Origin of the sequence: Polymorphospora sp. NPDC050346, from assembly GCF_040655695.1 — a bacterium.
Taxonomy (GTDB): Bacteria; Actinomycetota; Actinomycetes; order Mycobacteriales; family Micromonosporaceae; genus Polymorphospora; species Polymorphospora lycopeni.
In genome coordinates this window covers 183,277-205,600 of the sequence record NZ_JBFAKM010000002.1, presented here as the reverse complement: position 1 = coordinate 205,600, position 22,324 = coordinate 183,277, and the positions used below count along the sequence as shown (strand labels likewise).

The 22,324-nt window shown below is 72.6% G+C and carries 19 protein-coding genes; 12 read left to right on the top strand and 7 right to left on the bottom strand.

Going from position 1 to position 22,324, the window contains the following annotated elements; all coding sequences use genetic code 11:
- Positions 1–98: 98 nt before the first annotated feature.
- Positions 99–1,202 (bottom strand): coenzyme F420-0:L-glutamate ligase, encoded by a 1,104-nt coding sequence (locus AB0I42_RS03485; protein WP_357533799.1) that lies wholly within the window; start codon positions 1,200–1,202, stop codon positions 99–101.
- Entirely contained in the window at positions 1,199–2,146 is a 948-nt protein-coding gene (gene cofD, locus AB0I42_RS03480) for a 2-phospho-L-lactate transferase (RefSeq protein ID WP_357533797.1), read from the bottom strand. Before cofD ends, AB0I42_RS03485 begins: the two co-directional genes overlap by 4 nt.
- Positions 2,147–2,243: 97 nt before the next feature.
- Here cofD and AB0I42_RS03475 point away from each other — a divergent pair, with 97 nt between their 5' ends.
- The 3 genes from AB0I42_RS03475 to AB0I42_RS03465 all read left to right on the top strand — a co-directional run bounded on the left by AB0I42_RS03475 (position 2,244) and on the right by AB0I42_RS03465 (position 6,774).
- A complete protein-coding gene (locus AB0I42_RS03475) occupies positions 2,244–3,431 on the top strand; it encodes a hypothetical protein (protein ID WP_357533796.1) in 1,188 nt (395 codons plus the stop codon).
- A gap of 113 nt (positions 3,432–3,544) precedes the next feature.
- Entirely contained in the window at positions 3,545–6,058 is a 2,514-nt protein-coding gene (locus AB0I42_RS03470; protein WP_357533795.1) for a bifunctional FO biosynthesis protein CofGH, read from the top strand.
- A 458-nt stretch (positions 6,059–6,516) separates the two neighbouring features.
- Positions 6,517–6,774, top strand: a complete 258-nt coding sequence (locus AB0I42_RS03465; protein WP_212822629.1) for a WhiB family transcriptional regulator — start codon at positions 6,517–6,519, stop codon at positions 6,772–6,774.
- Positions 6,775–6,905: 131 nt separating this feature from the next.
- On the opposite strand, the gene AB0I42_RS03460 is transcribed toward AB0I42_RS03465, so the two are convergent.
- Positions 6,906–7,355 carry a metallopeptidase family protein gene (locus AB0I42_RS03460; protein ID WP_357533793.1) on the bottom strand — a complete coding sequence of 150 codons (450 nt, stop codon included), beginning with the start codon at positions 7,353–7,355 and terminating at the stop codon, positions 6,906–6,908.
- A 288-nt stretch (positions 7,356–7,643) separates the two neighbouring features.
- Here AB0I42_RS03460 and AB0I42_RS03455 point away from each other — a divergent pair, with 288 nt between their 5' ends.
- Complete coding sequence (locus AB0I42_RS03455; RefSeq protein ID WP_357533791.1) at positions 7,644–8,003, top strand: DUF3499 domain-containing protein; 360 nt, start codon at positions 7,644–7,646, stop codon at positions 8,001–8,003.
- Between the two features lie 28 nt (positions 8,004–8,031).
- Here AB0I42_RS03455 and AB0I42_RS03450 read toward each other — a convergent pair whose 3' ends face one another.
- Positions 8,032–8,538, bottom strand: coding sequence for an Lrp/AsnC family transcriptional regulator (locus AB0I42_RS03450; RefSeq protein ID WP_357533790.1), 507 nt, complete (start codon positions 8,536–8,538; stop codon positions 8,032–8,034).
- A 207-nt stretch (positions 8,539–8,745) separates the two neighbouring features.
- On the opposite strand from AB0I42_RS03450, the gene AB0I42_RS03445 reads away from it, so the two are divergent.
- The 8 genes from AB0I42_RS03445 to AB0I42_RS03410 all read left to right on the top strand — a co-directional run bounded on the left by AB0I42_RS03445 (position 8,746) and on the right by AB0I42_RS03410 (position 18,928).
- The gene (locus AB0I42_RS03445; RefSeq protein ID WP_357533788.1) at positions 8,746–9,969 is read left to right on the top strand and encodes a spermidine/putrescine ABC transporter substrate-binding protein; all 1,224 of its coding nucleotides are present in this window, start codon (positions 8,746–8,748) and stop codon (positions 9,967–9,969) included.
- 4 nt (positions 9,970–9,973) lie between these two features.
- Complete coding sequence (locus AB0I42_RS03440) at positions 9,974–11,104, top strand: ABC transporter ATP-binding protein (RefSeq protein ID WP_357533787.1); 1,131 nt, start codon at positions 9,974–9,976, stop codon at positions 11,102–11,104.
- The gene (locus tag AB0I42_RS03435) at positions 11,101–11,952 is read left to right on the top strand and encodes an ABC transporter permease (protein ID WP_357533785.1); all 852 of its coding nucleotides are present in this window, start codon (positions 11,101–11,103) and stop codon (positions 11,950–11,952) included. The genes AB0I42_RS03440 and AB0I42_RS03435 overlap by 4 nt, the downstream gene beginning before the upstream one ends.
- Complete coding sequence (locus tag AB0I42_RS03430; RefSeq protein WP_357533783.1) at positions 11,949–12,755, top strand: ABC transporter permease; 807 nt, start codon at positions 11,949–11,951, stop codon at positions 12,753–12,755. Before AB0I42_RS03435 ends, AB0I42_RS03430 begins: the two co-directional genes overlap by 4 nt.
- The gene (locus tag AB0I42_RS03425; protein ID WP_357533782.1) at positions 12,752–14,152 is read left to right on the top strand and encodes an FAD-dependent oxidoreductase; all 1,401 of its coding nucleotides are present in this window, start codon (positions 12,752–12,754) and stop codon (positions 14,150–14,152) included. Before AB0I42_RS03430 ends, AB0I42_RS03425 begins: the two co-directional genes overlap by 4 nt.
- A gap of 51 nt (positions 14,153–14,203) precedes the next feature.
- Complete coding sequence (locus AB0I42_RS03420; protein WP_357533780.1) at positions 14,204–16,264, top strand: prolyl oligopeptidase family serine peptidase; 2,061 nt, start codon at positions 14,204–14,206, stop codon at positions 16,262–16,264.
- Between the two features lie 167 nt (positions 16,265–16,431).
- Positions 16,432–17,445, top strand: coding sequence for a hypothetical protein (locus AB0I42_RS03415; RefSeq protein ID WP_357533778.1), 1,014 nt, complete (start codon positions 16,432–16,434; stop codon positions 17,443–17,445).
- 160 nt (positions 17,446–17,605) lie between these two features.
- Complete coding sequence (locus AB0I42_RS03410; RefSeq protein ID WP_357533777.1) at positions 17,606–18,928, top strand: FAD-dependent oxidoreductase; 1,323 nt, start codon at positions 17,606–17,608, stop codon at positions 18,926–18,928.
- A 46-nt stretch (positions 18,929–18,974) separates the two neighbouring features.
- Here the strand turns inward: AB0I42_RS03410 and AB0I42_RS03405 are convergent, their stop codons facing one another.
- The 3 genes from AB0I42_RS03405 to AB0I42_RS03395 form a co-directional block, all read right to left on the bottom strand.
- Positions 18,975–19,361, bottom strand: a complete 387-nt coding sequence (locus AB0I42_RS03405; RefSeq protein ID WP_357533776.1) for a DUF779 domain-containing protein — start codon at positions 19,359–19,361, stop codon at positions 18,975–18,977.
- Entirely contained in the window at positions 19,361–20,884 is a 1,524-nt protein-coding gene (gene adh / locus AB0I42_RS03400; RefSeq protein WP_357533774.1) for an aldehyde dehydrogenase, read from the bottom strand. The genes AB0I42_RS03405 and adh overlap by 1 nt, the downstream gene beginning before the upstream one ends.
- 78 nt (positions 20,885–20,962) lie before the next feature.
- Positions 20,963–22,300, bottom strand: coding sequence for a GAF domain-containing protein (locus AB0I42_RS03395; RefSeq protein ID WP_357533772.1), 1,338 nt, complete (start codon positions 22,298–22,300; stop codon positions 20,963–20,965).
- Positions 22,301–22,324: the final 24 nt, after the last annotated feature.

Below are 22,324 nucleotides of genomic sequence, written 5' to 3'. Positions count from 1 at the left end.
AAGATCCGCGTGATCAGGGACCGCGTCGCGCGTGTCGTCGGTGTGCCGACGTACGCGGCCCCTGATCACGGCGATCTTTCAGTGGTCGCCGACGGCGGTCACAGGGCGAGCAGGGCGAGGCCGCCGTCGGCCGTCGGGGCCGGCGGGACGAGCAGGGTCGACGGAACCCCCTCGGCGGCGAGCGCCGCACGCAGCCGGTGCAGATCGGCGCCGAGCCGCAGCACGGCCGTCGCGTCCGGGCTCGCCGGCAGGTGACCGGTCACGACCGTGCCCGCCGCCGCCGGCCACCCGGCACCGGCGGTGATCTCGGCGGTCGCCGCCACGACCCGGAACTCGGTTCCGGGCGCCACCACCCCGGCGACCACCGCGACCGCCCGGTCCACCGCCGCCCGGTCGACCGGCGCCACCGGGTCGCCCGGCGCCACCGCCGCCGGGTTGTCGGGGAGCGTCGCCGCGGCCCGCAGCCCGGCCGCCCGGGCCTCGGCCGTGCCGAGCGAGAACAGGTCGAGTTCGGCGTCGCGGACCAGCGCGGCGGCGCCGGGGCCGTCGGCCGCCTCGGGGGTACGCAGGTAGCCGCGCACGACCGCGACCGGCACCTGGTCGCACTTGCCCTTGACGAGTTCGCCGGCACCGGCCAGCTCGTCGACCACGGCCATCTGGGTCAGTTGCAGTTCGTTGCCGTACGGGTCGGTCTCGCCGCGGTGGTCGCGGATCGGGCCGATGCCGGCGGCACCGAGGGCGACGTCGGTCAGCCCGTTGCGCCACGGCCGGCCCATCGTGTCGGAGACGACCACGGCGACGTCGACGTCGTGCCGCTCGCGCAGTGCCGCGCGCAGCGACCGGGCGGAGGCGTCGGGGTCCTTCGGCAGCAGCACGAGCCGACTCGCATCCACATTGGACGCGTCGATGCCGGCGGCGGCCATCACGAAGCCGTGGTGGGTCTGCACGATCCGGGTCGGCCCGCGCCGGGCCACGACCCGGGCGGTCTCGGCGGTCAGCACCTCCTCGCGCGCCGTCTCGCGCTCCGGCCCGTCGACCGGTACGTCGACCAGCCGCCCCTCGGCCTTAGAAATGATCTTGCTGGTGACGACGAGTACGTCACCGTCGCGCAGCCAGGGCGCGGCCCGGGCGATCAACGCCGCGAGGTCGTCACCGGGCGTGATGTCGCCGAGGCCGAGCACCGGCAGGATCTCGAGTTTCATGCCAGCTCCAGCGCGGCTCGTACCATCGCGGCGGTCGCCGCCTCGTCCGTCATCCAAAGGGGGGCGGCACCGACCGTCACCCCGGGCACCTCCGTGCCGGCGTCGGTGCTGTCGACCAGCCAGCCGTCGAGCACCCCGCCCGCGCTGCGCGCGCCGAGCAGACCGCCGACACCCGCCGCCGTGCACTCGACCCCCAGCACCGCCAGGCACCGGTCGGCCATGCCCCGCACCGGCGCCCCGCCGATCACGGGGGAGACGCCGACCACCGGCGCCGTCCCGGCGGTGAGCGCCTCGCGCAGCGCCGACACCGCGAGGATCGGCGCGATGCTGACCACCGGGTTGCTCGGCGCCACCAGCACCACGTCCGCCGTGGACAGTGCGTCGAGCACCCCGGCCGCCGGCTTGGCCACGTCGGCGCCGACGAAGACGAAACGGCGGGTCGGGATGTCGCCCCGGTGACGGATCCACCACTCCTGGAAGTGGATCGCCCGCTGGCCGGTGTCGTCGGCGACGACCACGTGCGTCTCCAGCCGGTCGTCGGTGGCCGGCAGCAGCCGTACGCCGGGCTGCCAGCGCGCGCACAAAGCCTCGGTCACCGCCGACAGTGGATACCCCGCGTTGAGCATCGTGGTCCGGACCAGATGGGTGGCGACGTCCTTGTCCCCGAGGCCGAACCAGGTCGGCTCGGCGCCGTACGCCGCCAGCTCGCCCTTGATCGCCCAGGTTTCCCCGGCCCGGCCCCAGCCCCGCTCGGGATCGGCGCCGCCGCCGAGGGTGTACATGACGCTGTCGAGGTCGGGCGAGATCCGCAGGCCGTGCAGCACGACGTCGTCGGCGACGTTGACGATGGCGGTCACATCGGCGCCGGTCGTCCTGGCATGGGCGCGTACGCCGGCCAGGAAACGGGCACCGCCGATGCCTCCAGCGAGAACCACGATGTGCATGCAGCCCATCCTCGCTCACCCGCGTACCCGTTCACCGCGTGGGTTGTGCGACTAGGCTCACGTGCGCAGCCTTCCGTCACCGCATCAGGGGGAGCCCTTGAGCAGCCAACCCGAGCCCGCGCCCGCCGAAAAGGCGCCGGCCAGCCAGATAACCAAGCCACTGCGCGAACTCATCGCGGCGGTGCTTCTCGGCGCGAACGCCATCCTGCTCTTCGTCGGCCTCATCAACCTGTTGGTGCCCTACTCCACCAGCAGCAGCTTCGCCACCCGGGCCGGCAGCACGTTCTTCGACTTCGCCGGGCTGGAGCAGATCGTCCTGCCGCTGCTGGCGGTGCTGCTGGTTACCCACATCGAGCCGGTCACCGGCCGGGCCAAGCTGATCACGATCGGCGCCCTGGCCGAATATGCCGCCTCGGCGCTGTTCGGGGTCGTCACCCTGTTCTCCTTCCTGGCCGGCGGGTTCATCGACGGCCGGTTCCGGGACGTGCTGACCGGCCTGCTCGCCCGCTTCGCCTACCTGGCGCTGCTCGCCGTGGCCGCGCTGGTGGTGTTCAAGGTGTGGCAGAAGCTGTTCTACGTCGCCAAGCCCAAGCCGCAGCCCGGCCTGTACGGCCAGCCCGGCTACCCGCAGCAGGGCGGCTACCCGCCGCAGTACGGCCAGCAGCCCGGCTACCCGCAGGGCCAGCAGCCCGGTTACCCCACCCAGCCGGGCTACCCGGCGCAGCCCGGCTACCCGCCGCAGCCGGGCTACGGCCAGCCGACCGGGCAGCAGCCGGCCGCCTACCCGCCGGGGGCGTACGGCCAGCAGTGGGCACCGCAGGACCAGACCGGTGCCCAGTCGGGCGCGTTCCCGGCCGGTCCCGCCTCCGCCCCGCCCGCGCCGGCCTCGGCCCCGCCCGCGTCGGCGCCACCCGCCTCGGGACCGCCGGCGTCCGCGCCGCCGGCCGGGCCGGCCGGATTCACCCCGGCGCCCGCCCCGCCGGGCGAGGACCCGACGCAGGTCGTCGCCGGGCCGTACACGATGCCGGCACCCCCGGCCGCGCCGTCGCCGTACGCGCCGATCTCGGCGCCGCCGTCCGCCCCGGCGGTGCCCGGCCAGCCGGCCGGACCCAGCCTGACCAAGGGAGGCGCCGGTGCCGAGTCGACCCAGGCGGTCGCCACCGGCGAGGACGACCTGAGCCAGCGCACCCAACTGATCAACCCGGCCAGCCAGCAGCCGTCGGCCGGTTCGCCACCGCCGGCCGCCGCGGTGGGCGACGAGCCGACGCAGCGTTACCAGTCCTGAACCGCGGGGCCGACGGCCCGATGACCGCGAGGGCGCTCCCGCCGGGGGCGCCCTCGCGGCGTGTGTGACCGCTACCACCGACCGCGACAGGTGGTACGGCCTAGGCTGCACACGTGGTTGACAGCACCGACCCCCGACCGACCGAGGCCAGCCTGCGCCGCGCGCTCCGGCGGGCCGCCGACGGGCAGGCCCTCGACCCGGGTGAGGCCGCCGATCTGCTCGCCGCGCGCGGCGAGCACCTTGACCGGCTGCTCGCGATCGCCTCGGGTATCCGCGACGCCGGACTGCGCGAGGCCGGCCGGCCGGGTGTGGTGACGTACTCCAGGAAGGTGTTCATCCCGCTCACCCGGCTCTGCCGGGACCGGTGCCACTACTGCACGTTCGCGACTGTTCCGCACCGGCTGCCGGCGGCCTTCCTCGACCGTGACGAGGTGCTGGCGATCGCCCGCGACGGCGCCGCCCAGGGCTGCAAGGAGGCGCTGTTCACGCTCGGCGACCGGCCGGAGGAGCGCTGGCCGGCGGCGCGGCGGTGGCTCGACGAGCGCGGCTACGACTCGACGCTGGACTACGTACGCGCCTGCGCGATCGCGGTGCTGGAGGAGACCGGCCTGCTGCCGCACCTCAACCCCGGCGTGCTCTCGTGGGCCGAGCTGCAGCGGCTCAAGCCGGTGGCGCCGAGCATGGGCATGATGCTGGAGACGACCGCGACCCGGCTGTGGTCGGAGCCCGGCGGCCCGCACTACGGCTCGCCCGACAAGGAGCCCGCGGTCCGGCTGCGGGTGCTCGACGACGCCGGCCGGGTGGCGGTGCCGTTCACCACCGGCATCCTGATCGGCATCGGGGAGAACCGGGCGGAGCGGATCGATTCGATCTTCGCGATCCGCCGGGCGGCCCGCGAGTACGGCCACATCCAGGAAGTCATCGTGCAGAACTTCCGCGCCAAGCCGGACACCGCGATGCGCGGCATGCCCGACGCCGAACTGCACGACCTGGCGGCCACCGTGGCGGTCGCCCGCGTCCTGCTCGGCCCAAAGGCCCGGATCCAGGCCCCGCCCAACCTGATCGCCGGCGAATACGAGCTGCTGCTGCGGGCCGGCATCGACGACTGGGGCGGGGTGTCCCCGGTGACCCCGGACCACGTCAACCCGGAGCGGCCCTGGCCGCAGATCGACGAGCTGGCCAAGCACAGCGCCGCCGCCGGTTTCACGCTGCGCGAACGGCTCACCATCTACCCCGAATACCTGCGGCGGGGCGACCCCTGGCTCGACCCGCGCCTGGGGCCGCACGTGGCGGCGCTGGCCGAGCCGGCGACCGGCCTGGCGGACGAGGAGGCCCGTCCGGTCGGCCGGCCGTGGCAGGAGCCGGAGGACTCGTTCGTCCCCGGCGGTCGCACCGACCTGCACGCGACGATCGACACCACCGGTCGCACCGGCGACCGGCGCGGCGACTTCGACAGCGTGTACGGCGACTGGGCCGAGGTCGCCGCCCAGGTGACGCCGGGCGGTGCTCCGGCGCGTACCCCGGCCGACCTGCTCGCTGGACTGAAGCTGGCCGCCGACGACCCGGCGGCCCTGCTCGAACCGGCGAACGAGGCGGCGGCCATGGCGCTCTTCGGCGCCGAGGGCGCGGCACTCGACGAGGTGTGCCGGATCGCGGACGACGTACGCCGGGACGCCGTCGGCGACGACGTCACCTACATCGTCAACCGCAACATCAACTTCACCAACGTCTGCTACGTCGGCTGCCGGTTCTGTGCCTTCGCCCAGCGGGAACGTGACGCCGACGCGTTCCGGCTCTCCGTCGAGCAGGTCGCCGACCGGGCCGAGGAGGCGTGGCGGGCGGGTGCGACCGAGGTCTGCATGCAGGGCGGCATCGACCCGAAGCTGCCGATCACCACGTACGCGGACATCGTGCGGGCGGTCAAGGCCCGGGTGCCGGGGATGCACGTGCACGCGTTCTCGCCGATGGAGATCGTCACCGCCGCCGCCAAGGGCGGACTGTCCATCCGGGACTGGCTGACGATGCTGCGGGAAGCCGGTCTGGACACCATTCCGGGCACCGCCGCCGAAATCCTCGACGACGAGGTGCGCTGGGTGCTCACCAAGGGCAAGCTGCCGGCCGCCACCTGGGTCGAGGTCGTCACGACCGCGCACCAGCTCGGCATCCGGTCCAGTTCGACCATGATGTACGGCCACGTCGACCACCCCCGGCAGTGGCTCGGGCACTTCCGGGTGCTGGCCGGGGTCCAGGACCGCACCGGCGGGTTCACCGAATTCGTGGCGTTGCCGTTCGTGCACACCAACGCGCCGATCTATCTGGCCGGAATCGCCCGGCCCGGCCCGACCTGGCGGGAGAACCGGATCGTCCACGCGATGGCCCGGCTGCTGTTGCACGGCCGGATCGACAACATCCAGTGTTCGTGGGTGAAACTCGGCGACGAGGGCACGGTCGCGATGCTCCGGGGCGGTTGCAACGATCTCGGCGGCACCCTGATGGAGGAGACAATTTCCCGGATGGCGGGATCCGACAACGGTTCGGCGCGTACGGTCGCACAACTGCACGCGATGGCCGAGGCGGCCGGCCGGCCGGCGCGCGAGCGCACCACGGCGTACGGCCGGACCCGCTGAGCCGGCCCGCCCGGCGGGCCGCGCGGCCCGGTCGCCGGACCCCGGCGCGACCGGGTGGCGGGTCGATCGGGCAGCTCAGAGCGGCCCGGCCGCGAAGCCGGGCGGCGTGACGGGCTGCCCGTCGTCGATATTGCCATTCGTCGTGCGGAACCGCCTGGTTACGGCCACAATCAACGCGGCACGCCGATTTCTCCGGGCGACTCGCCGATACGGGCGTTACCCGTCCGGGGGCTGGATCGATAGGGCAGCGAGGCGGCTCGGAGGGGCCGTCAGGACACGGCGAAAAAGCGACCCCATTTATCAGGTTCGGCTTGACGACGCACGCATTACACGCGTGTAATTTCGGTTGGGGTTGTCCGAACGGGGGGCATGAAAAGCCACCGTTCGGGGCAATAGACACGCCTTCCGCGTGGGGGGTTGCGCCGGCACCGCTGCTGGCGCGCGATAAGGAGGCATGCATGGACGGCCGGCTAGAAGTAGCCGACCTGCTCGGAGATGCGCCGGAGTGGCAGGAGCGGGCGCTGTGCTCGCAGACCGACCCCGAGGCGTTCTTCCCTGAGAAGGGCGGATCCACCCGCGAGGCGAAGCGCATCTGCTCGCGCTGCGAGGTCCAGACCGAATGCCTGGAGTTCGCGCTGGGCCACGACGAACGGTTCGGCATCTGGGGCGGCCTGTCCGAGCGCGAACGGCGCAAGCTCAAGCGTCGGGTCGCCTGATCCGTCCCGGTCCGCCCCGCGGACCACGAAACACCGGCTGACGGCCGGGCGGTGGGGGCCGCCCGGTCCGGCCACCCGCCGTCGGCCCGATCCGGCGGGTCCGGCACGACGGAGCGTCCCGCCGGGGCCGCTCAGGCCAACTCGTCCGGATCGACGCCGAGCAGGTTGGCGACCTGCTCGATGATCACGTCGTGCACCAGGTCGGCGAGGTCCTCCCGGTCCATCGCGCGGAACTCCAGCGGCCGCCGGTAGAGCACGATCCGCGGCGGCACCTCCTGCCGGCCGGGCCGGCCCGGCAGGAGCCGGGCGAGCGGCACCTCGCCGTCCTCCAGCACGTCGGAGTCGTAGACGTTGAGGTCCGGCGGCACGTCCTCGACGGCGAACTCGACGCCGGCCAGTTCCTTGGCGAAGCGGCGCTCCAGGGTCTCCACCGTGTCGAGCACCAGGTCGTCGAAGATCTCGGCCTTGGTCCGCGACAGCGGCACGGTCGCGGGCACGAGTCGCCCGCGCAGGCCACGCCCGTGCCGGTCGCGCCGGGAACGGCGGCCCGGACCGGGGCGCCGGTGCTGCGGGACGGTCACCTCGCCCTCCCGCCGTACGCGGGTCCGGCGCCGGCGACCCGTACCCGGTGTGGTGCCGCCCGGTCGTGCCGGCCCACCCTCCGGCGGTCGGTCCTGTCCTGGTCCGGCCGGCACGCCGGACCGCCCCCCATCCCCATGTTCACGTCGCCAGGGTAGTCCCGCGACCGCCCGACCGGACGGCGGACGGCGCCGGCCGTGGCGCGTCGTCAGATCGTGATCTACGGATCATCGGCGTGTCGCGGCGGTAACAGGAGCGGGAGACCCGGTAAGAGAGATAACGTGCCCGCCGTGAGGTCACCACGGCGTTGCTCCCGCAACGGCTGCCCCCGACAGGCCGTCGCCACGCTGACCTATGTCTACACCGAGTCGACGGCGGTGGTCGGGCCGCTGGCCGCCTTCGCCGAGCCGCACACCTACGACCTGTGCGAGCAGCACGCCCGCAGTCTGACCGCCCCGCGGGGCTGGGACGTCGTCCGGCACGAGGGCGAGTTCGAGCCGCCGCCGCCGACCACCGACGACCTGGTCGCACTGGCCGAGGCGGTGCGCGAGGCGGCCCGTCCGGTGCAGCGCACCGAAGAGCCCGACGACGGGCAGGGGCCGCAGGTCGGCCGGCGTGGCCATCTGCGGGTCATCCCGCCCACCCACTGAGCCCACCGACGGCGCGACCGCTGCCCGGTCAGCGCGGCGGGTGGGGTGGCTTCAGGTAGACGAACGCCTCGGTCGACACGACGCCGTCGGCCGTCCGGAGCTGCCGCAGGATCTCCAGCAGGTGGTCGTCGTCACGGCAGACCACCTCGGCCAGCAGGTCGAACGAACCGGCCGTGATGGCCACGTGACTGATCTCGTCGAGTTCGGCCAGCCGGTCGGCCACCCGTTCCAGGTCGCCAGAGGTGCGCAGGCCGACCATCGCCTGCCGGGGGAAGCCGAGGCGTAGCGGGTCGGTCACCGCCACGATCTGGATCACCCCGGCGTCGAGCAGCCGCTGCACCCGCTGGCGTACGGCCGCCTCGGAGAGCCCGACCGCCCTGCCGATCGTGGCGTACGCCCGCCGGCCGTCCTCCTGTAGTTGTTCGATGATCTGTCTCGCCACCTCGTCGACGGGCGCGTTGTCGGTACTTTCGCGGACCGCGACCCGTCGTCCGTTCCCGGTGGTGCGGCGGTCGTCAAGTTGTCGCGCGACCATCCGTTCCCCCCTGTCTGCCGTGGGGCGCGAGTGCGTGCCCGCCCGGTGTCAAGTGTCGAAGGTGTATTTCGTGGCAAAAACCAAGATATGCAACGAAATCCCTTGTGACATACCCTATTGCATGCCAAGATCAGTAGTCGGCGACACCCCATCGACGACCGCCTGGATCCACCACCACCGGATCCGACCGCCGCAGGAGCCGTCACCATGCACAACAGCTTCCACTCCCCGCCGGCGCCCGCGGTCGCCGCACTGCTGTCCGCGCACCGCCTGTCCCGCCGCTCCATCATGCGCGGTGCGTTCGGCGCCGGCGTGCTGGCCGTCGCGGGCGGGGTCGCCGGCTGCGGCACCGAGGGAGCGCGGCAGACCGGGGAGAGCTGCGCCAGCGACGACCTGTCGGACACCGAACGGTGGCTGAACTTCTCCAACTGGATCCAGTACCTCGACGTCGACGACACCGACCCCGACCGGCGGCCCACCCTCGACGCGTTCGTCGACCGGACCGGCATCCGGGTCACCTACACCGAGGACATCAACGACAACAACGAGTTCTTCGGCAAGGTGCAGGCCCAACTCGCCGCCTGCCAGCCCATCGGCCGCGACCTGATCGTGCTCACCGACTGGATGTCGGCCCGCCTGATCCGGCTCGGCTGGGTGCAGAAACTCGACCGCTCCCGGCTGCCCAACGTCGAGCGCAACCTGCTCGCCTCGCTGCGTGACCGGCCCTTCGACCCCACCGGCGAACTCGCCGTACCGTGGCAGTCCGGACTCGCCGGGCTCGCCTACAACGGCGCCGTGACCGGCGAGGTGCGGACCATCGACGAACTGCTCACCCGGCCCGACCTGAAGGGCCGGGTGACCGCGCTGACCGAGATGCGCGACACGATGGGACTGCTGCTCCAGTCGGCCGGACACGACCCGGCCGACTTCACCGACGCGCAGTTCGACGACGCGCTGGAGCGGCTGCGCCGGGCGGTCGCCGACGGCCAGATCCGCCGGTTCACCGGCAACGACTACGCTCCCGAACTGGCCCGCGGTGACATCGCCGCCTGCATCGGCTGGTCCGGCGACATCATCCAGCTCGCTGCCACCGACGACCGGATCCGCTTCGTCGCCCCCGAATCCGGCGCGATGCTCTACTCCGACAACCTCCAGGTGCCCAACCGGGCCACCCACAAGGCCAACGCCGAAGAGCTGATCAACCACTACTACGAGCCCGCCGTCGCCGCCCAGCTCGCCGCGTACGTCAACTACATCTGCCCCGTCGAGGGCGCGCGGGCCGAGATGGAGCGGATCGACCCGACGCTCGCCGACCACCCGCTGATCTTCCCCGACGACGCGACGCTGGCCGGTACGAAGGTGTTCATGGCCCTCACCGACGAGCAGGAGCGGGCGTACGAAACGAAGTTCCAGCAGGTCATCGGGGCGTGACCGGATGGCCGAAAAGGAGCCTGCCGGCGAGCTGCGACTGGTCGGCGTCACCAAGCGGTTCGGCGCCGTCGCCGCCGTCGACGACCTCGACCTGACCGTCGCGCAGGGATCGTTCTTCGCGCTGCTCGGCCCGTCCGGCTGCGGCAAGAGCACCACACTGCGCATCGTCGCCGGTCTCGAACAGCCCACCGCCGGCCGGGTGTTCCTCGCCGGCCGCGACGTCACCGACCTGCGGCCGTACCAGCGGCCGGTCAACACCGTGTTCCAGAGCTACGCGCTCTTTCCGCACCTGGACGTCTTCGACAACGTCGCGTTCGGCCTGCGTCGCCGGGGAATGGCCGGCGTGGCCGGCCGGGTCGCGCGGATGCTCGAGATGGTCCGGCTCGACGGGTTCGAGCGGCGTCGGCCCGCCGAACTCTCCGGCGGGCAGCAGCAGCGGGTCGCGCTCGCCCGGGCGCTGGTCAACGAACCCCGCGTGCTGCTGCTCGACGAGCCGCTCAGCGCGCTCGACCTGAAGCTGCGCCGGCAGATGCAGATCGAGCTCAAACGCATCCAGACCGGCGTCGGCGCCACCTTCGTGCACGTCACCCACGACCAGGAGGAGGCGATGACGCTGGCCGACACGGTCGCGGTGCTCAACGCCGGCCGGGTCGAGCAGTTGGGTGCCCCGGCCGACCTCTACGAACTGCCGGCCACCGCGTTCGTGGCCAACTTCCTCGGCCAGGCCAACCTCCTCACCGGCCGCGTGACCGGCCGGGCCGGTGGCGAGGTGCTGATCGAGGCGTACGGCTCGCGGTTCTCGGTGCCCGCCGGCCGGTCCCGGTCCACCGCCGGCCCGGTCCTGCTCGGCGTACGCCCCGAACGGCTGCACCTGGCCCCCGACGGCACGGACGTCCCGGCCGGCCACCAGCACGTCACCGGCGTGGTCACCGACTCGTCGTACGTGGGGCTCGGCACCCGCCACCTGGTACGCACCCCGTGGGGCGCCGAACTGACGGCGTTCGCCGCGTACGGGACCGGTGACCCGGCCGTCGGGGCCGGAACCGGGGCTGCCGTGGTGGCGCACTGGAACCCGGCCCACGCCTTCCTGGTGCCCGGCGACACCGGACCCGGGCCGGCCGGCACCCACCCGTGAAGACGAGCCGGCGGCTGCTGCCGTACCTGCTGGTCCTGCCCGGCGGGCTGTGGCTGGCGCTGTTCTTCGTCGCGCCCGCCGGCCAACTCGCCGCGACCAGCCTCTACGACCCGGCCGGCTCGGTCGCCGACGGCTACGACATGACCTGGTCGTTCGGCAACTACCCGGCGGCCCTGCGGGCGTACGGCGGCCACTTCGGCCGGTCGCTGCTCTACGCCGGCATCGCCACCGCGATCGCCCTGCTGCTCGGCTATCCGCTGGCGTACGCGATGGCCCGCCGGGCCGGCCGCTGGAAGAACCTGCTCATGGTCTGCGTGGTCGCCCCGATGTTCACCAGCTTCCTGGTCCGCACCCTGGCCTGGAAGACGATCCTGTCGGACAACGGCTGGCTGGTCGGCGTGCTGCGCGACCTGCACCTGCTGGAGCCGGACGGCCGGCTGCTGGCCACCCCGGTCGCGGTCGTGCTCGGCCTGACGTACAACTTCCTGCCGTTCCTGGTGCTGCCGCTGTACGCCAGCCTCGAACGGCTCGACGGGCGGCTGCTGGAGGCGGCCCGCGACCTCTACGCCGGCCGGCTGCGGACCTTCGTCACCGTCACCCTGCCGCTGTCGGCACCCGGCCTGACCGCCGGCATCCTGCTCTTCTTCATCCCGGCCAGCGGCGACTACGTCAACGCCCGGCTGCTCGGCAGCCCCAACGAATACCTGGTCGGCAACGCGATCGACTCGGCGTTCCTGGTCCGGCTCGACTATCCGCAGGCCGCCGCGCTGTCGTTCCTGCTGATGGCGATGGTGCTCGCGCTCGTCGTCGCCGGCCTGCGCCGGGGCCGGGCCGGGGAGGTGTGGTGAACCGGCCGGCGCGGTGGCTCGCCGCCCACTGGGTGACCGCCGTCGGGCTGATGGTGCTCGGCTACCTGCTGTTGCCGGTCGGCGTCGTCGCCGCGCTGTCGTTCAACCGGCCCTCGTCGCGGCTGTCGTACGACTTTCACGAGTTCACCGTCGACAACTGGGCGAACCCGTGCGCCAACGCCGAACTGTGCGCGGCCGTGTGGCGCAGCGCCCAGATCGGGCTGGTCGCCACGCTGGGCGCGACCGTGCTCGGCACCCTGATGGCGTTCGCCCTGGCCCGGCACCGGTTCCGCGCCCGGCCGGCGGTCAGCCTGCTGGTGCTGCTGCCGATGGCGACCCCCGAGGTGGTCCTCGGCTCGTCGCTGCTGACGCTCTTCGTCGCCGGCCGGGTGCCGCTCGGCTTCTGGACCGTCGTCGTCGCCCACGTGATGTTCTGCGTATCGTTCGTCGTGGTCACCGTCAAAGCCCGACTGTCCGGAATGGACGGCCGACTGGAGGAGGCGGCGATGGACCTCTACGCCGGCCCGTGGCAGACCTTCCGCCGGGTCACGCTGCCGCTCGCCGCGCCCGGCATCGTGGCCGCCGCCCTGCTGGCCTTCTCGCTGTCGTTCGACGACTTCATCATCACCAACTTCAACTCCGGCAGCACCGTCACCTTCCCCATGTACGTCTGGGGCGCCGCCCAGCGCGGCATCCCGCCCCAGGTCAACGTCGTCGGCACCGCCATGTTCGCGATCGCCGTGCTCTTCGTGCTCGGCACCGCCGTACCGCGCCGGCGACCCCGGGCCGGCGGTGCCCGGTGACGGCCGCCGCCCGGCGCGCCCTCGCCGACGCCGTCCACCGCCCCTACTGGCTCGACCGGCCGGAACGTCCCGACCCGCTGCCGCCCCTGACCGGCGCCGACAGTGCCGACCTGGCCGTCGTCGGCGGCGGCTACAGCGGCCTGTGGACCGCCCTGCTCGCGAAACAGGCCGACCCCGGCCGCGACGTCGTCGTCCTGGAGGCCGGCACCTGCGGCTGGGCCGCCTCCGGGCGCAACGGCGGATTCTGCGCCGCCTCGCTGACCCACGGCTCCGCGAACGGCGCCGCCCTCTTCCCCGACGAGATCGTCACCCTCGAACGGCTCGGCCGCGCCAACCTCGACGACATCGGGGCGACCGTCGACCGGTACGACATCGACTGCGACTTCCGGCGCACCGGCGAACTCACCGTCGCCGTCGAGCCGTACCAGCTCGCCGGGATCGCCGACGACGCCGCCCTCGCCGCCCGGCTCGGCCACCCCGGCATCCTGCTCGACCGCGACGCGCTGCGCGCCGAGATCGACTCGCCCACCTACCTCGGCGGGTTCTGGGACACCGACGGGGTCGCGATGCTCGACCCGGCCCGGCTCGCCTGGGGACTGCGCCGGGTCTGCCTCGACCTCGGCGTACGCATCCACGAACACACCCGGGTCACCGGCCTGCACCGCGACCGGGCCGCGCTTCGCCTGCGTACGCCACACGGGCGGCTGCGCGCCGACCGGGTGGCGCTGGCCACCAACGCCTTCCCGCCGCTGCTGCGCCGCCTGCGGCACTACCTCGTGCCGGTCTACGACTACGCGCTGATGACCGAGCCGTTGAGCCCAGCCCAACTCGCCGCCGTCGGCTGGCACAACCGGCAGGGCATCTCCGACGCCGCCAACCAGTTCCACTACTACCGGCGCACCGCCGACGACCGCATCCTGTTCGGCGGCTACGACGCCGTCTACCACGCCGGTGGCCGGATGACGCCCGCGCTGGAACACCGGACCGTCACCTTCGTCCGGCTGGCCGAACACTTCCGGGCCACCTTCCCGCAGTTCGACGGCGTACGGTTCAGCCACACCTGGGGCGGCGTCATCGACACCTGCACCCGGTTCTGCGCCTTCCACGGCACCGCCTACGACGGCCGCCTCGCCTACAGCGCCGGATTCACCGGCCTCGGCGTCGGCGCCACCCGCTTCGGTGCCCGGGTCATGCTCGACCTGCTCGCCGGCGCCGACACCGAACTGACCCGGCTCGCCCTCGTCCGCGACCGGCCGGTCCCGTTCCCGCCCGAGCCGCTGCGCACCGCCGTGATCCAGTTGACCCGCCGCTCGATGGCCCGCGCCGACGCGAACGAGGGCCGCCGCGACGCCTGGCTACGCACCCTCGACCGCCTCGGCCTCGGCTTCGACTCCTGATCCGGGTATCCCGGCTTCCGTCCGGCGCGGACGTCGGGAATCATTGCCCGGATGGGTGACGAATACCTGTGGCTCGAAGACGTCGACGGCGCCGACGCCGGCACCTGGGTGCGTGAGCGCAACGCCGAGGCCGTCGCGCGGCTCGCCACCGGCGGCACGTTCGACGACCTGAAGGCCGAGATCCGGCAGGTGCTCGACGCCGACGACCGCATCCCCTACGTCGCCCGCCGCGGCGACCACGTCTACAACTTCTGGCGGGACGCCGCCCACCCCCGCGGCCTGTGGCGGCGGACCACCCTCGACGACTACCGCCGGCCCGAACCGGACTGGCAGATCCTGCTCGACATCGACGCGCTCGCCGCCGACGAGGACGAGAACTGGGTCTGGGCCGGGGCGGCTGTGCTACGCCCAGACCACCGTCGCTGTCTGGTCAGCCTGTCCCGGGGCGGCGCGGACGCCACCGTCGTACGCGAATTCGACCTGGTCGACCTGGCCTTCGTCGCCGACGGGTTCACCCTGCCCGAGGCGAAGACGAACGTCGGCTGGATCGACGTCGACCACATCTACGTCGGGACCGACCTCGGGCCCGGCTCACTCACCGCGTCCGGCTATCCCCGGGTCGTCCGGCGGTGGCGCCGGGGCACCCCGCTGGCGCAGGCGCCGACCGTCTTCGAGGGGCGGGCCGAGGACGTGGCGGTGCACGCCAGTCACGACCCGACGCCGGGGTTCGTACGCGACTTCGTCAGCCGCCGTATCGACTTCTTCCGCAGCGAGAGCCACCTGCTGGCCCCCGACGGGACGCTGCGCCGGGTCGACGTACCCGACGACGCCGACTGGGACGTGCACCGGGAATGGCTGCTGGTCCGGCCGCGCTCGGACTGGACCGTCGGCGACGTGACGCATCCGGCGGGTGCGCTGCTGGTCATCACGTTCGACGAGTTCCTTGCCGGTGGGCGGGACCTGACGGTGCTCTTCGTGCCGGACGCGCGAACGTCGGTCAGCGAATACGCGTGGACCCGCAACCACCTGCTCCTGGTGCTGCTGCGCGACGTACGGACCGAACTGCTGGTGCTGACGCCCGGCCCGGACGGCTGGCGGCGGGAGCCGCTGCCCGGCGGCCCGGCGATGGACCACAGTGGAATCCTGGACACCGAGCCGGACCACGACGACTACTACGTGACGACGTCGGAGGGGTTCCTGCAACCCGACACGCTGCGCATCGGCACGGTCGGCGGCGGCGTCGAACCGGTCAAGCGGGAACCGGCGTACTTCGACACCGACGGGCTTACCGTCCGGCAGTTCTTCGCCACCTCCGCCGACGGCACCCGGGTCCCCTACTTCGTGGTCGGCGACCCGGACGCGTCGCCCGGACCCACCCTGCTGACCGGGTACGGCGGATTCGAGATCGCCCGTACGCCCGCCTACGACGCGGTCGCCGGCCGGGGCTGGCTGGCCCGGGGCGGCACCTACGTGGTCGCCAACATCCGCGGCGGCGGCGAGTACGGTCCGCGGTGGCACCACGCCGCACTGCGCGAGCGCCGGCCGCGGGCGTACGAGGACTTCGCCGCCGTCGCCACCGACCTCGTGACCCGCGGCATCACCGAGCCGGCCCGGCTCGGCACCAGGGGCGGCAGCAACGGCGGCCTGCTGATGGGGGTCATGCTGACCCGCTACCCGGAACTGTTCGGCGCGATCGTCGTGCAGGTGCCGCTGCTCGACATGCGCCGCTACCACCTGCTGCTCGCCGGGGCGTCCTGGGTGGCCGAGTACGGCGACCCCGACAACCCCGACGACTGGGCGTTCCTGCGCGAATACTCGCCCTACCAGAACGTGCGCCCCGGGCAGCCGTACCCGCCGGTGCTGCTGACCACCTCGACCCGCGACGACCGGGTGCACCCCGGCCACGCCCGCAAGATGGCGGCCCGGCTGGCCGGGCAGGGCTACGACGTGTCGTACTACGAGAACGTCGAGGGCGGGCACGGCGGCGCGGCCGACAACGAGCAGGCGGCGTTCATGTCGGCGCTGACGTACGAGTTCCTGTGGCGCAAGCTGTCCGGGCCGGCCGGGTCGGTGCCCCACCAGCCGGAGCGGGCCGCCCTCGACGTGCGGTAGGTCGCCGCGGCATCCACCGGTAGGCCGCGGCGAGATCAATTCCGTATCTGATCAACACGGCATCTTAGGTTGACAGAAATCAATCAACGGTCGGCTTTTGCCTGCCTTTTTCTGCCTATCATCTGGCCACCAATCCCTCTTCCTGCGATCCAGGTCAGGAGAAATCTGTGGTCAAACCGCCCCCTGGTGAACTGCTGCGCGCCGCACCGGAAACGATCTCCGCGCCATCCGTCGACGCCGCGTCCGAGCCGAAAGCGACGTCACCATTCGTCAATGGTCATTTCCCGCGCCGACGCGGATTGATCATCGGCCTCAGTGTGCTGGCCGGCTTCCTGCTGACGGTGGTCTGGTCGGCCCACTTCGTCGACTCCACCATCGGTGACAACGTCGCCAACACCCTGCTCGGCCACGACGCCAAGGAAACCCCGATCGCCGGCATCGCCGCCGGGATTCTTTTCGCCTTTGTTTCCGGGCTGGCCGGCACGTTCACCGCCTGTAACATCGCCACCTTCGGCGCGATGGCCCCGTTGTTGGGCAGTGGCGGCAGCCGGTGGAGCCGCATCGTGCACACCCTCAAGCCGCTCGGCTGGGTGTCGGTCGGAATGCTCGCCGTGTCATCGGTGTACGGCGTGATCGTCGGGCTCGTCGGCACCTCGATGCCACAGTTCTCGCAGGCGGCCAACCAGCCCGGCAGCCTTTCCCCGCGCAGCATCCAGTCGATGGTCGTCTACGGCATCATCGGCCTGGTCATGTTGTATCTCGGATTGGCGTCGCTGGGGCTGGTCCGCGACCCGTTCGCCAAGATCTCCAAGCGATTCCCGAACGCCCCGATGGTCTTCATGGGCATCCTGATCGGCGCGTTCCTGATCGGCCGGCCGTTCCCGCTTTTCCGGCAGATGTTCCGCGACGCCGCCGAAAGCGGAAACCCGCTCTACGGCGCCGCCGCGTTCAGCCTCCAGTCGATCGGCAACATTCTGGTGATGGCGATCCTCTTCCTGATCATCGCCAACTTCACCGGCAACCGGCTCCAGCGGTGGCTGACCGCCAACCCGCGCCGCCTCACCGTCATCACCGCCGTCGCGTTCCTCGTCGCCGGCGCCTTCACGTTCCTCTACTGGGACGTCCGCCTGCTCGCCCGGCGCGAGATCATCCCCTGGTACCCGACCGCACCCTGGGCCTAGCCCGGATGCCGCGCCGCCCGGCGAGCCGCCGGGCGGCGCCCATTCCCACGACGGGCGCCACAACGCACACAGCACGCCGAATGCCGCATCGGCGCACAGGGCTCGTTGACCGTGCCGGGAGCCCGCCCTACGGTCCACTTGACCTTGGGAGGGCGCCCGGATGGCCACAAAGGACCGTGCCGTCGTACTCGGCGGGAGCGTGGCCGGCCTGCTCGCCGCCCGCGCACTCGCCGGCAGCTACGGCGAGGTGGTGCTCGTCGAGCGGGACCCGCTGCCGGCCGGCACCTCGACCACGCCCCGGACCGGCGTACCGCACGGGCGGCACGCGCACGGTCTGCTCGTCGGCGGGCTGCGGGCGATCGAGACACTGCTGCCCGGTGCCACCGCCGACCTCGTCGACGCGGGTGTGCCGGCCGGCGACATGTGCGGCGGCATCCGGCTCTACGCCGACGGGCATCCACTGCGCCAGGGCACCATCGGCGAACTCGGCCTGGCGGTGAGCCGGCCCTACCTGGAGAGCTACGTCCGGACCCGGGTGCTCGACATTGCGAACCTGAAGGTGATCGACGGCTGTGACGTCGCCGGACTCGACTCGGATGCCGGTGCCGTCACCGGGGCGCGGATCCACCGGCGGTCCGGCGGGGGTGGCGGGGAGACCGTTCCCGCCGACCTGGTGGTCGACGCGACCGGGCGCGGCTCGCGCACCCCGCGCTGGCTCACCGAAATGGGCTACGCGGCACCGGCGGAGGAGCGGCTCGAGATCAACCTCAGCTACACGACCCGGAAGTTCAAGATGGCGCCGGACGGCCTCGGTGGCAACCACACGGTCATCGTGGCGCCGTCGGTGACCAACCCGCGCGGCGGCGTCCTTCAGGTCGTCGAGCAGGGCCGGGCCGTCGCCACCGTCTTCGGCATCCTCGGCGACGCCGCGCCCGCCGACCTCGACGGGTTCCTCGCCTTCGCGCGGACCCTGCGGGCACCGGAGTTCGACGGGATCCTCCGGGCGGCCGAGCCGCTCGACGACCCGGCGATCTTCCGGTTCCCGGCCAGCGTGCGCCGCCGCTATGAGCGCCTGGACCGCTTCCCGGCCGGCCTGCTCGTGATCGGCGACGCGATCTGCAGCTTCAACCCCCAGTACGCGCAGGGGATGAGCGTCTCGGCGATGGAGGCGGCCACCCTGCTGCGGATGGCGCCCGACGGGGTGTCGGCCCCGGAGTTCTTCCGGGCCGTCGCGCCGATCATCGACGTACCGTGGGAGATCGTGACCGGCTCGGATCTGGCGCATCCGGGCGTGCCGGGGGAGCGCACCCGCACGATCCGGTTCGTGAACGCCTACCTGCGCCGGCTCCAGGCGGCCGCCCGCCGCGACGCGACCCTGACCGAGGCGTTCGCCCGGGTGCTCAACCTGATCGCGCCGCCCCGGTCGCTGATGCGCCCCGACCTCGCCGCCCGGGTCCTGGTCGGCGGCCGGGCCGCGCGCTGAGCCCGCCGGCCCGGCCCGTGGCGGACCACGGACCGGGCCGTACGGGTCAGGTCAGCAGGCGGGAGCGGATCAGGAAGCGCACCCCCTCCGGCGCCTCCAGCGAGAACCCGCTGCCCCTTCCCGGCACGACGTCGACGGTCAGGTGGGTGTGCCGCCAGCGTTCGTACTGCGACGCCGACATCCAGAACGGCACCGGTTCGGGCACCCCGTCAACCTGGAGCGACTGGAGGAGTACGTCGGAGGCGCCGGTCCGGAACTCGCCCGCCGGATAGCACATCGGCGCGCTGCCGTCGCAGCACCCGCCGGACTGGTGGAACATCAGCGGCCCGTGTGCCTCCCGCAGCGACCGGATGAGGTCGGCCGCCGCGGGGGTCACCGCGACCCGCTCGACGGCCGCCCCGGTGTCCGGGCCGGCGTCCGGGGGGCCGCCCATCAGAAGAATCCGAGCTTGTCGGGGGAGTAGCTGACCAGCAGGTTCTTGGTCTGCTGGTAGTGCTCCAGCATCATCTTGTGGTTCTCCCGGCCGATGCCGGACTGCTTGTAGCCGCCGAACGCCGCATGTGCCGGGTACGCGTGGTAGCAGTTGGTCCACACCCGGCCGGCCTGGATGGCGCGCCCGGCCCGGTACGCGGTGTTCATGTCCCGGGTCCACACGCCGGCGCCGAGGCCGTACAGGGTGTCGTTGGCGATCTTGATGGCGTCGGCGAAATCGCTGAACGAGGTCACCGAGACGACCGGGCCGAAGATCTCCTCCTGGAAGATCCGCATCGCGTTGTCGCCCTCGAAGATGGTCGGCTGCACGTAGTAGCCGCCGGCGAGGTCGCCGCCGAGATCGGCGCGGGCGCCGCCGGTCAGCACCTTGGCCCCCTCCTGCCGTCCGATGTCCAGGTAGGACAGGATCTTCTCCAGTTGGTCGTTGGACGCCTGCGCCCCGATCATGGTGTCGGTGTCCAGCGGGTTGCCCTGCTTCACCGCCCTGGTCCGCTCGACGGCGGCAGCCAGGAAGTCGGCGTAGTGGCCCTGCTGGATCAGGGCGCGCGACGGGCAGGTGCAGACCTCGCCCTGGTTGAGGGCGAACATGGTGAACCCCTCGAGCGCCTTGTCGAAGAAGGCGTCGTTGGCGGAGCTGACGTCGTCGAAGAAGATGTTCGGGCTCTTGCCGCCGAGTTCCAGCGTGACCGGCTTGATGTTCTCGCTGGCGTACTGCATGATCAGCCGCCCGGTGGTGGTCTCGCCGGTGAACGCGACCTTGGCCACCCGCGGGCTGCTCGCCAGCGGCTTGCCGGCCTCGACGCCGAAGCCGTTGACGATGTTGACCACGCCCGGCGGCAGCAGGTCGGCGACCAGGCTCAGCCACAGGTGGATCGAGGCCGGGGTCTGCTCGGCCGGCTTGAGTACGACCGCGTTGCCGGCGGCCAGCGCCGGGGCCAGCTTCCAGGTCGCCATCAGCAGCGGGAAGTTCCACGGGATGATCTGGCCGACCACGCCGAGCGGTTCGTGGAAGTGGTACGCCACGGTGTCGTCGTCGAGTTCGCCGAGCGAGCCCTCCTGGGCGCGGATCGCCCCCGCGAAGTACCGGAAGTGGTCGATCGCGAGCGGGATGTCGGCCGCCAGGCACTCCCGCACCGGCTTGCCGTTCTCCCAGGTCTCGGCGACGGCGAGCAGTTCGAGGTTGGCCTCCATCCGGTCGGCGATCCGGTTGAGGATGTTGGCGCGTTCGGCGACCGGGGTACGGCCCCACGCGTCGGCGGCGCCGTGCGCGGCGTCCAGCGCCAGCTCGACGTCCTCGGCGGTGCCGCGGGCGATCTCGGTGAAGGGGCGGCCGGTGACCGGGGTGACGTTCTCGAAGTACTGGCCGCGGGCCGGCTTGACGTACTCGCCGCCGATCCAGTGGTCGTAGCGGGTCTGATACGACGCGAGCGCACCTTCGGTGCCCGGCGCTGCGTAAAGGGTCATGGTGTGCCCTCCCGGCGTCAGCCGCCCGGGTGCGGGGCGGCGGTGATGCCGGTCACGCTAGTTTCGCCGACGTTGCAACTACGTTGCGCGCGGGTGGCGCCCGACCGGGCTGCCGGGCCGTCCCGTGGCCGTCCCCGGCCGCGCCGCGAGGCCGTACTCGCCGCGCAGGTGGCGTACCCGGTCGAGGGTGAGTGGCCGGCGCGGCGACCCGGGTGGCAGCAGCGTGGCGAGGGCCTCCCACATCTCCAGGTCGTCGCCGCCCCACGGGGCCCGGGTCCAGGCCGACAGCAGCGCCGGGTCGCGGGTGGCGAGCACCCCGGCCCGGAGCTGGCCGTCGAGCAACCGGCGGAGCCGGACCACGCCGGGCGCGTCCGACCCGGGCAGGAGCGGACCGCGGTACGCGTCGAGCGCCTCGGCGACCCGTCCTTGATCGAGGAGTCGGGTTACCGCCGTGAAGTCGGCGTCCAGACCGACCAGCAGCCGGTAGGGCCGGGAGTCGAGCAGGGCCGGCCCGAGAATCCGCCGCAACCGGGACAGCTCGGCCCGTACGGTGACCGGGTTGAGCATCGCGTCGCGGTAGAGGTCGAGGCCGAGCTGGTCGCCGCTGCGCCCCTCCGGATGGCAGGCGAGCAGCACCACCAGCTCGCTGTGCCGGCGACCCAGCCGGACCGGGCGCCCGTCGACGGTCAGCACCGCCTCGTCCCGGCCCAGCGCGGTCAGTGCCGCGCCCGGCCGCGCCCCGGCCGCCCGCGCCAGCCCGGCGAGATGTGCCTCGGCCGCCCGCGCGGTCGCCCGCACCAGCGCCAGGCTGTGCGGGTTCGCCAGATGGTCACCCCCGGTGACGTCGATGGCGCCGAGCAGCCGCCCGGTCAGCGGATCGTGGATCGGTGCCGCCGCACACGTCCACGGCTGCACCAACCGGCTGAAGTGCTCGGTGGCGAAGATCTGCACCGAGTGGTCGACGGCGAGCGCGACCCCGGGCGCGTTGGTGCCGGCGTGCCGCTCGTCCCAGCGGGCCCCGGCGACGAAGTTCATCGCCTCGGCCCGGCGCAGCACCCGGGGATGGCCCTCGACCCAGAGCATCCGGCCGTGCGCGTCGCAGACCGCCATGATGTGCTCGCCGTCGTCGGCGATGCCGCCGAGCAGGTCCCGGAAGACCGGCAGCACGGCCGCCAGCGGATGCCCGGCCCGGTAGCTGTCCAACTCGTCGTCGCTGAGGTCGATCGGGGCGGTGGCGTCCGGATCGACGAGGGCACCCGCCGACCGTCGCCACGAGTCGGCGACGACGCCCCGCACCTGGTCGGGCACCGGGTCTCCGGTTTCGCCGGTGACAAACCGCTCGTGGGCGCGTCCCACCTGACCGATCCGCTCGCTGGGATCGGCCCCGGACCGCAGGGCGAGCCACGGGTTGGACATCGGCGTCGTCCTCCTCGTACCCAA

Bases quoted from the DNA above. Each gene is read 5' to 3' on its own strand.
- AB0I42_RS03395 (WP_357533772.1), bottom strand. From the start codon at position 22,300: ATGTCCAACCCGTGGCTCGCCCTGCGGTCCGGGGCCGATCCCAGCGAG.
- AB0I42_RS03405 (WP_357533776.1), bottom strand. From the start codon at position 19,361: ATGGGCGGCCCCCCGGACGCCGGCCCGGACACCGGGGCGGCCGTCGAG.
- adh (WP_357533774.1), bottom strand. From the start codon at position 20,884: ATGACCCTTTACGCAGCGCCGGGCACCGAAGGTGCGCTCGCGTCGTAT.
- AB0I42_RS03440 (WP_357533787.1), top strand. From the start codon at position 9,974: ATGGCCGAAAAGGAGCCTGCCGGCGAGCTGCGACTGGTCGGCGTCACC.
- AB0I42_RS03445 (WP_357533788.1), top strand. From the start codon at position 8,746: ATGCACAACAGCTTCCACTCCCCGCCGGCGCCCGCGGTCGCCGCACTG.
- AB0I42_RS03410 (WP_357533777.1), top strand. From the start codon at position 17,606: ATGGCCACAAAGGACCGTGCCGTCGTACTCGGCGGGAGCGTGGCCGGC.
- AB0I42_RS03420 (WP_357533780.1), top strand. From the start codon at position 14,204: ATGGGTGACGAATACCTGTGGCTCGAAGACGTCGACGGCGCCGACGCC.
- cofD (WP_357533797.1), bottom strand. From the start codon at position 2,146: ATGCACATCGTGGTTCTCGCTGGAGGCATCGGCGGTGCCCGTTTCCTG.
- AB0I42_RS03450 (WP_357533790.1), bottom strand. From the start codon at position 8,538: ATGGTCGCGCGACAACTTGACGACCGCCGCACCACCGGGAACGGACGA.
- AB0I42_RS03465 (WP_212822629.1), top strand. From the start codon at position 6,517: ATGGACGGCCGGCTAGAAGTAGCCGACCTGCTCGGAGATGCGCCGGAG.
- AB0I42_RS03485 (WP_357533799.1), bottom strand. From the start codon at position 1,202: ATGAAACTCGAGATCCTGCCGGTGCTCGGCCTCGGCGACATCACGCCC.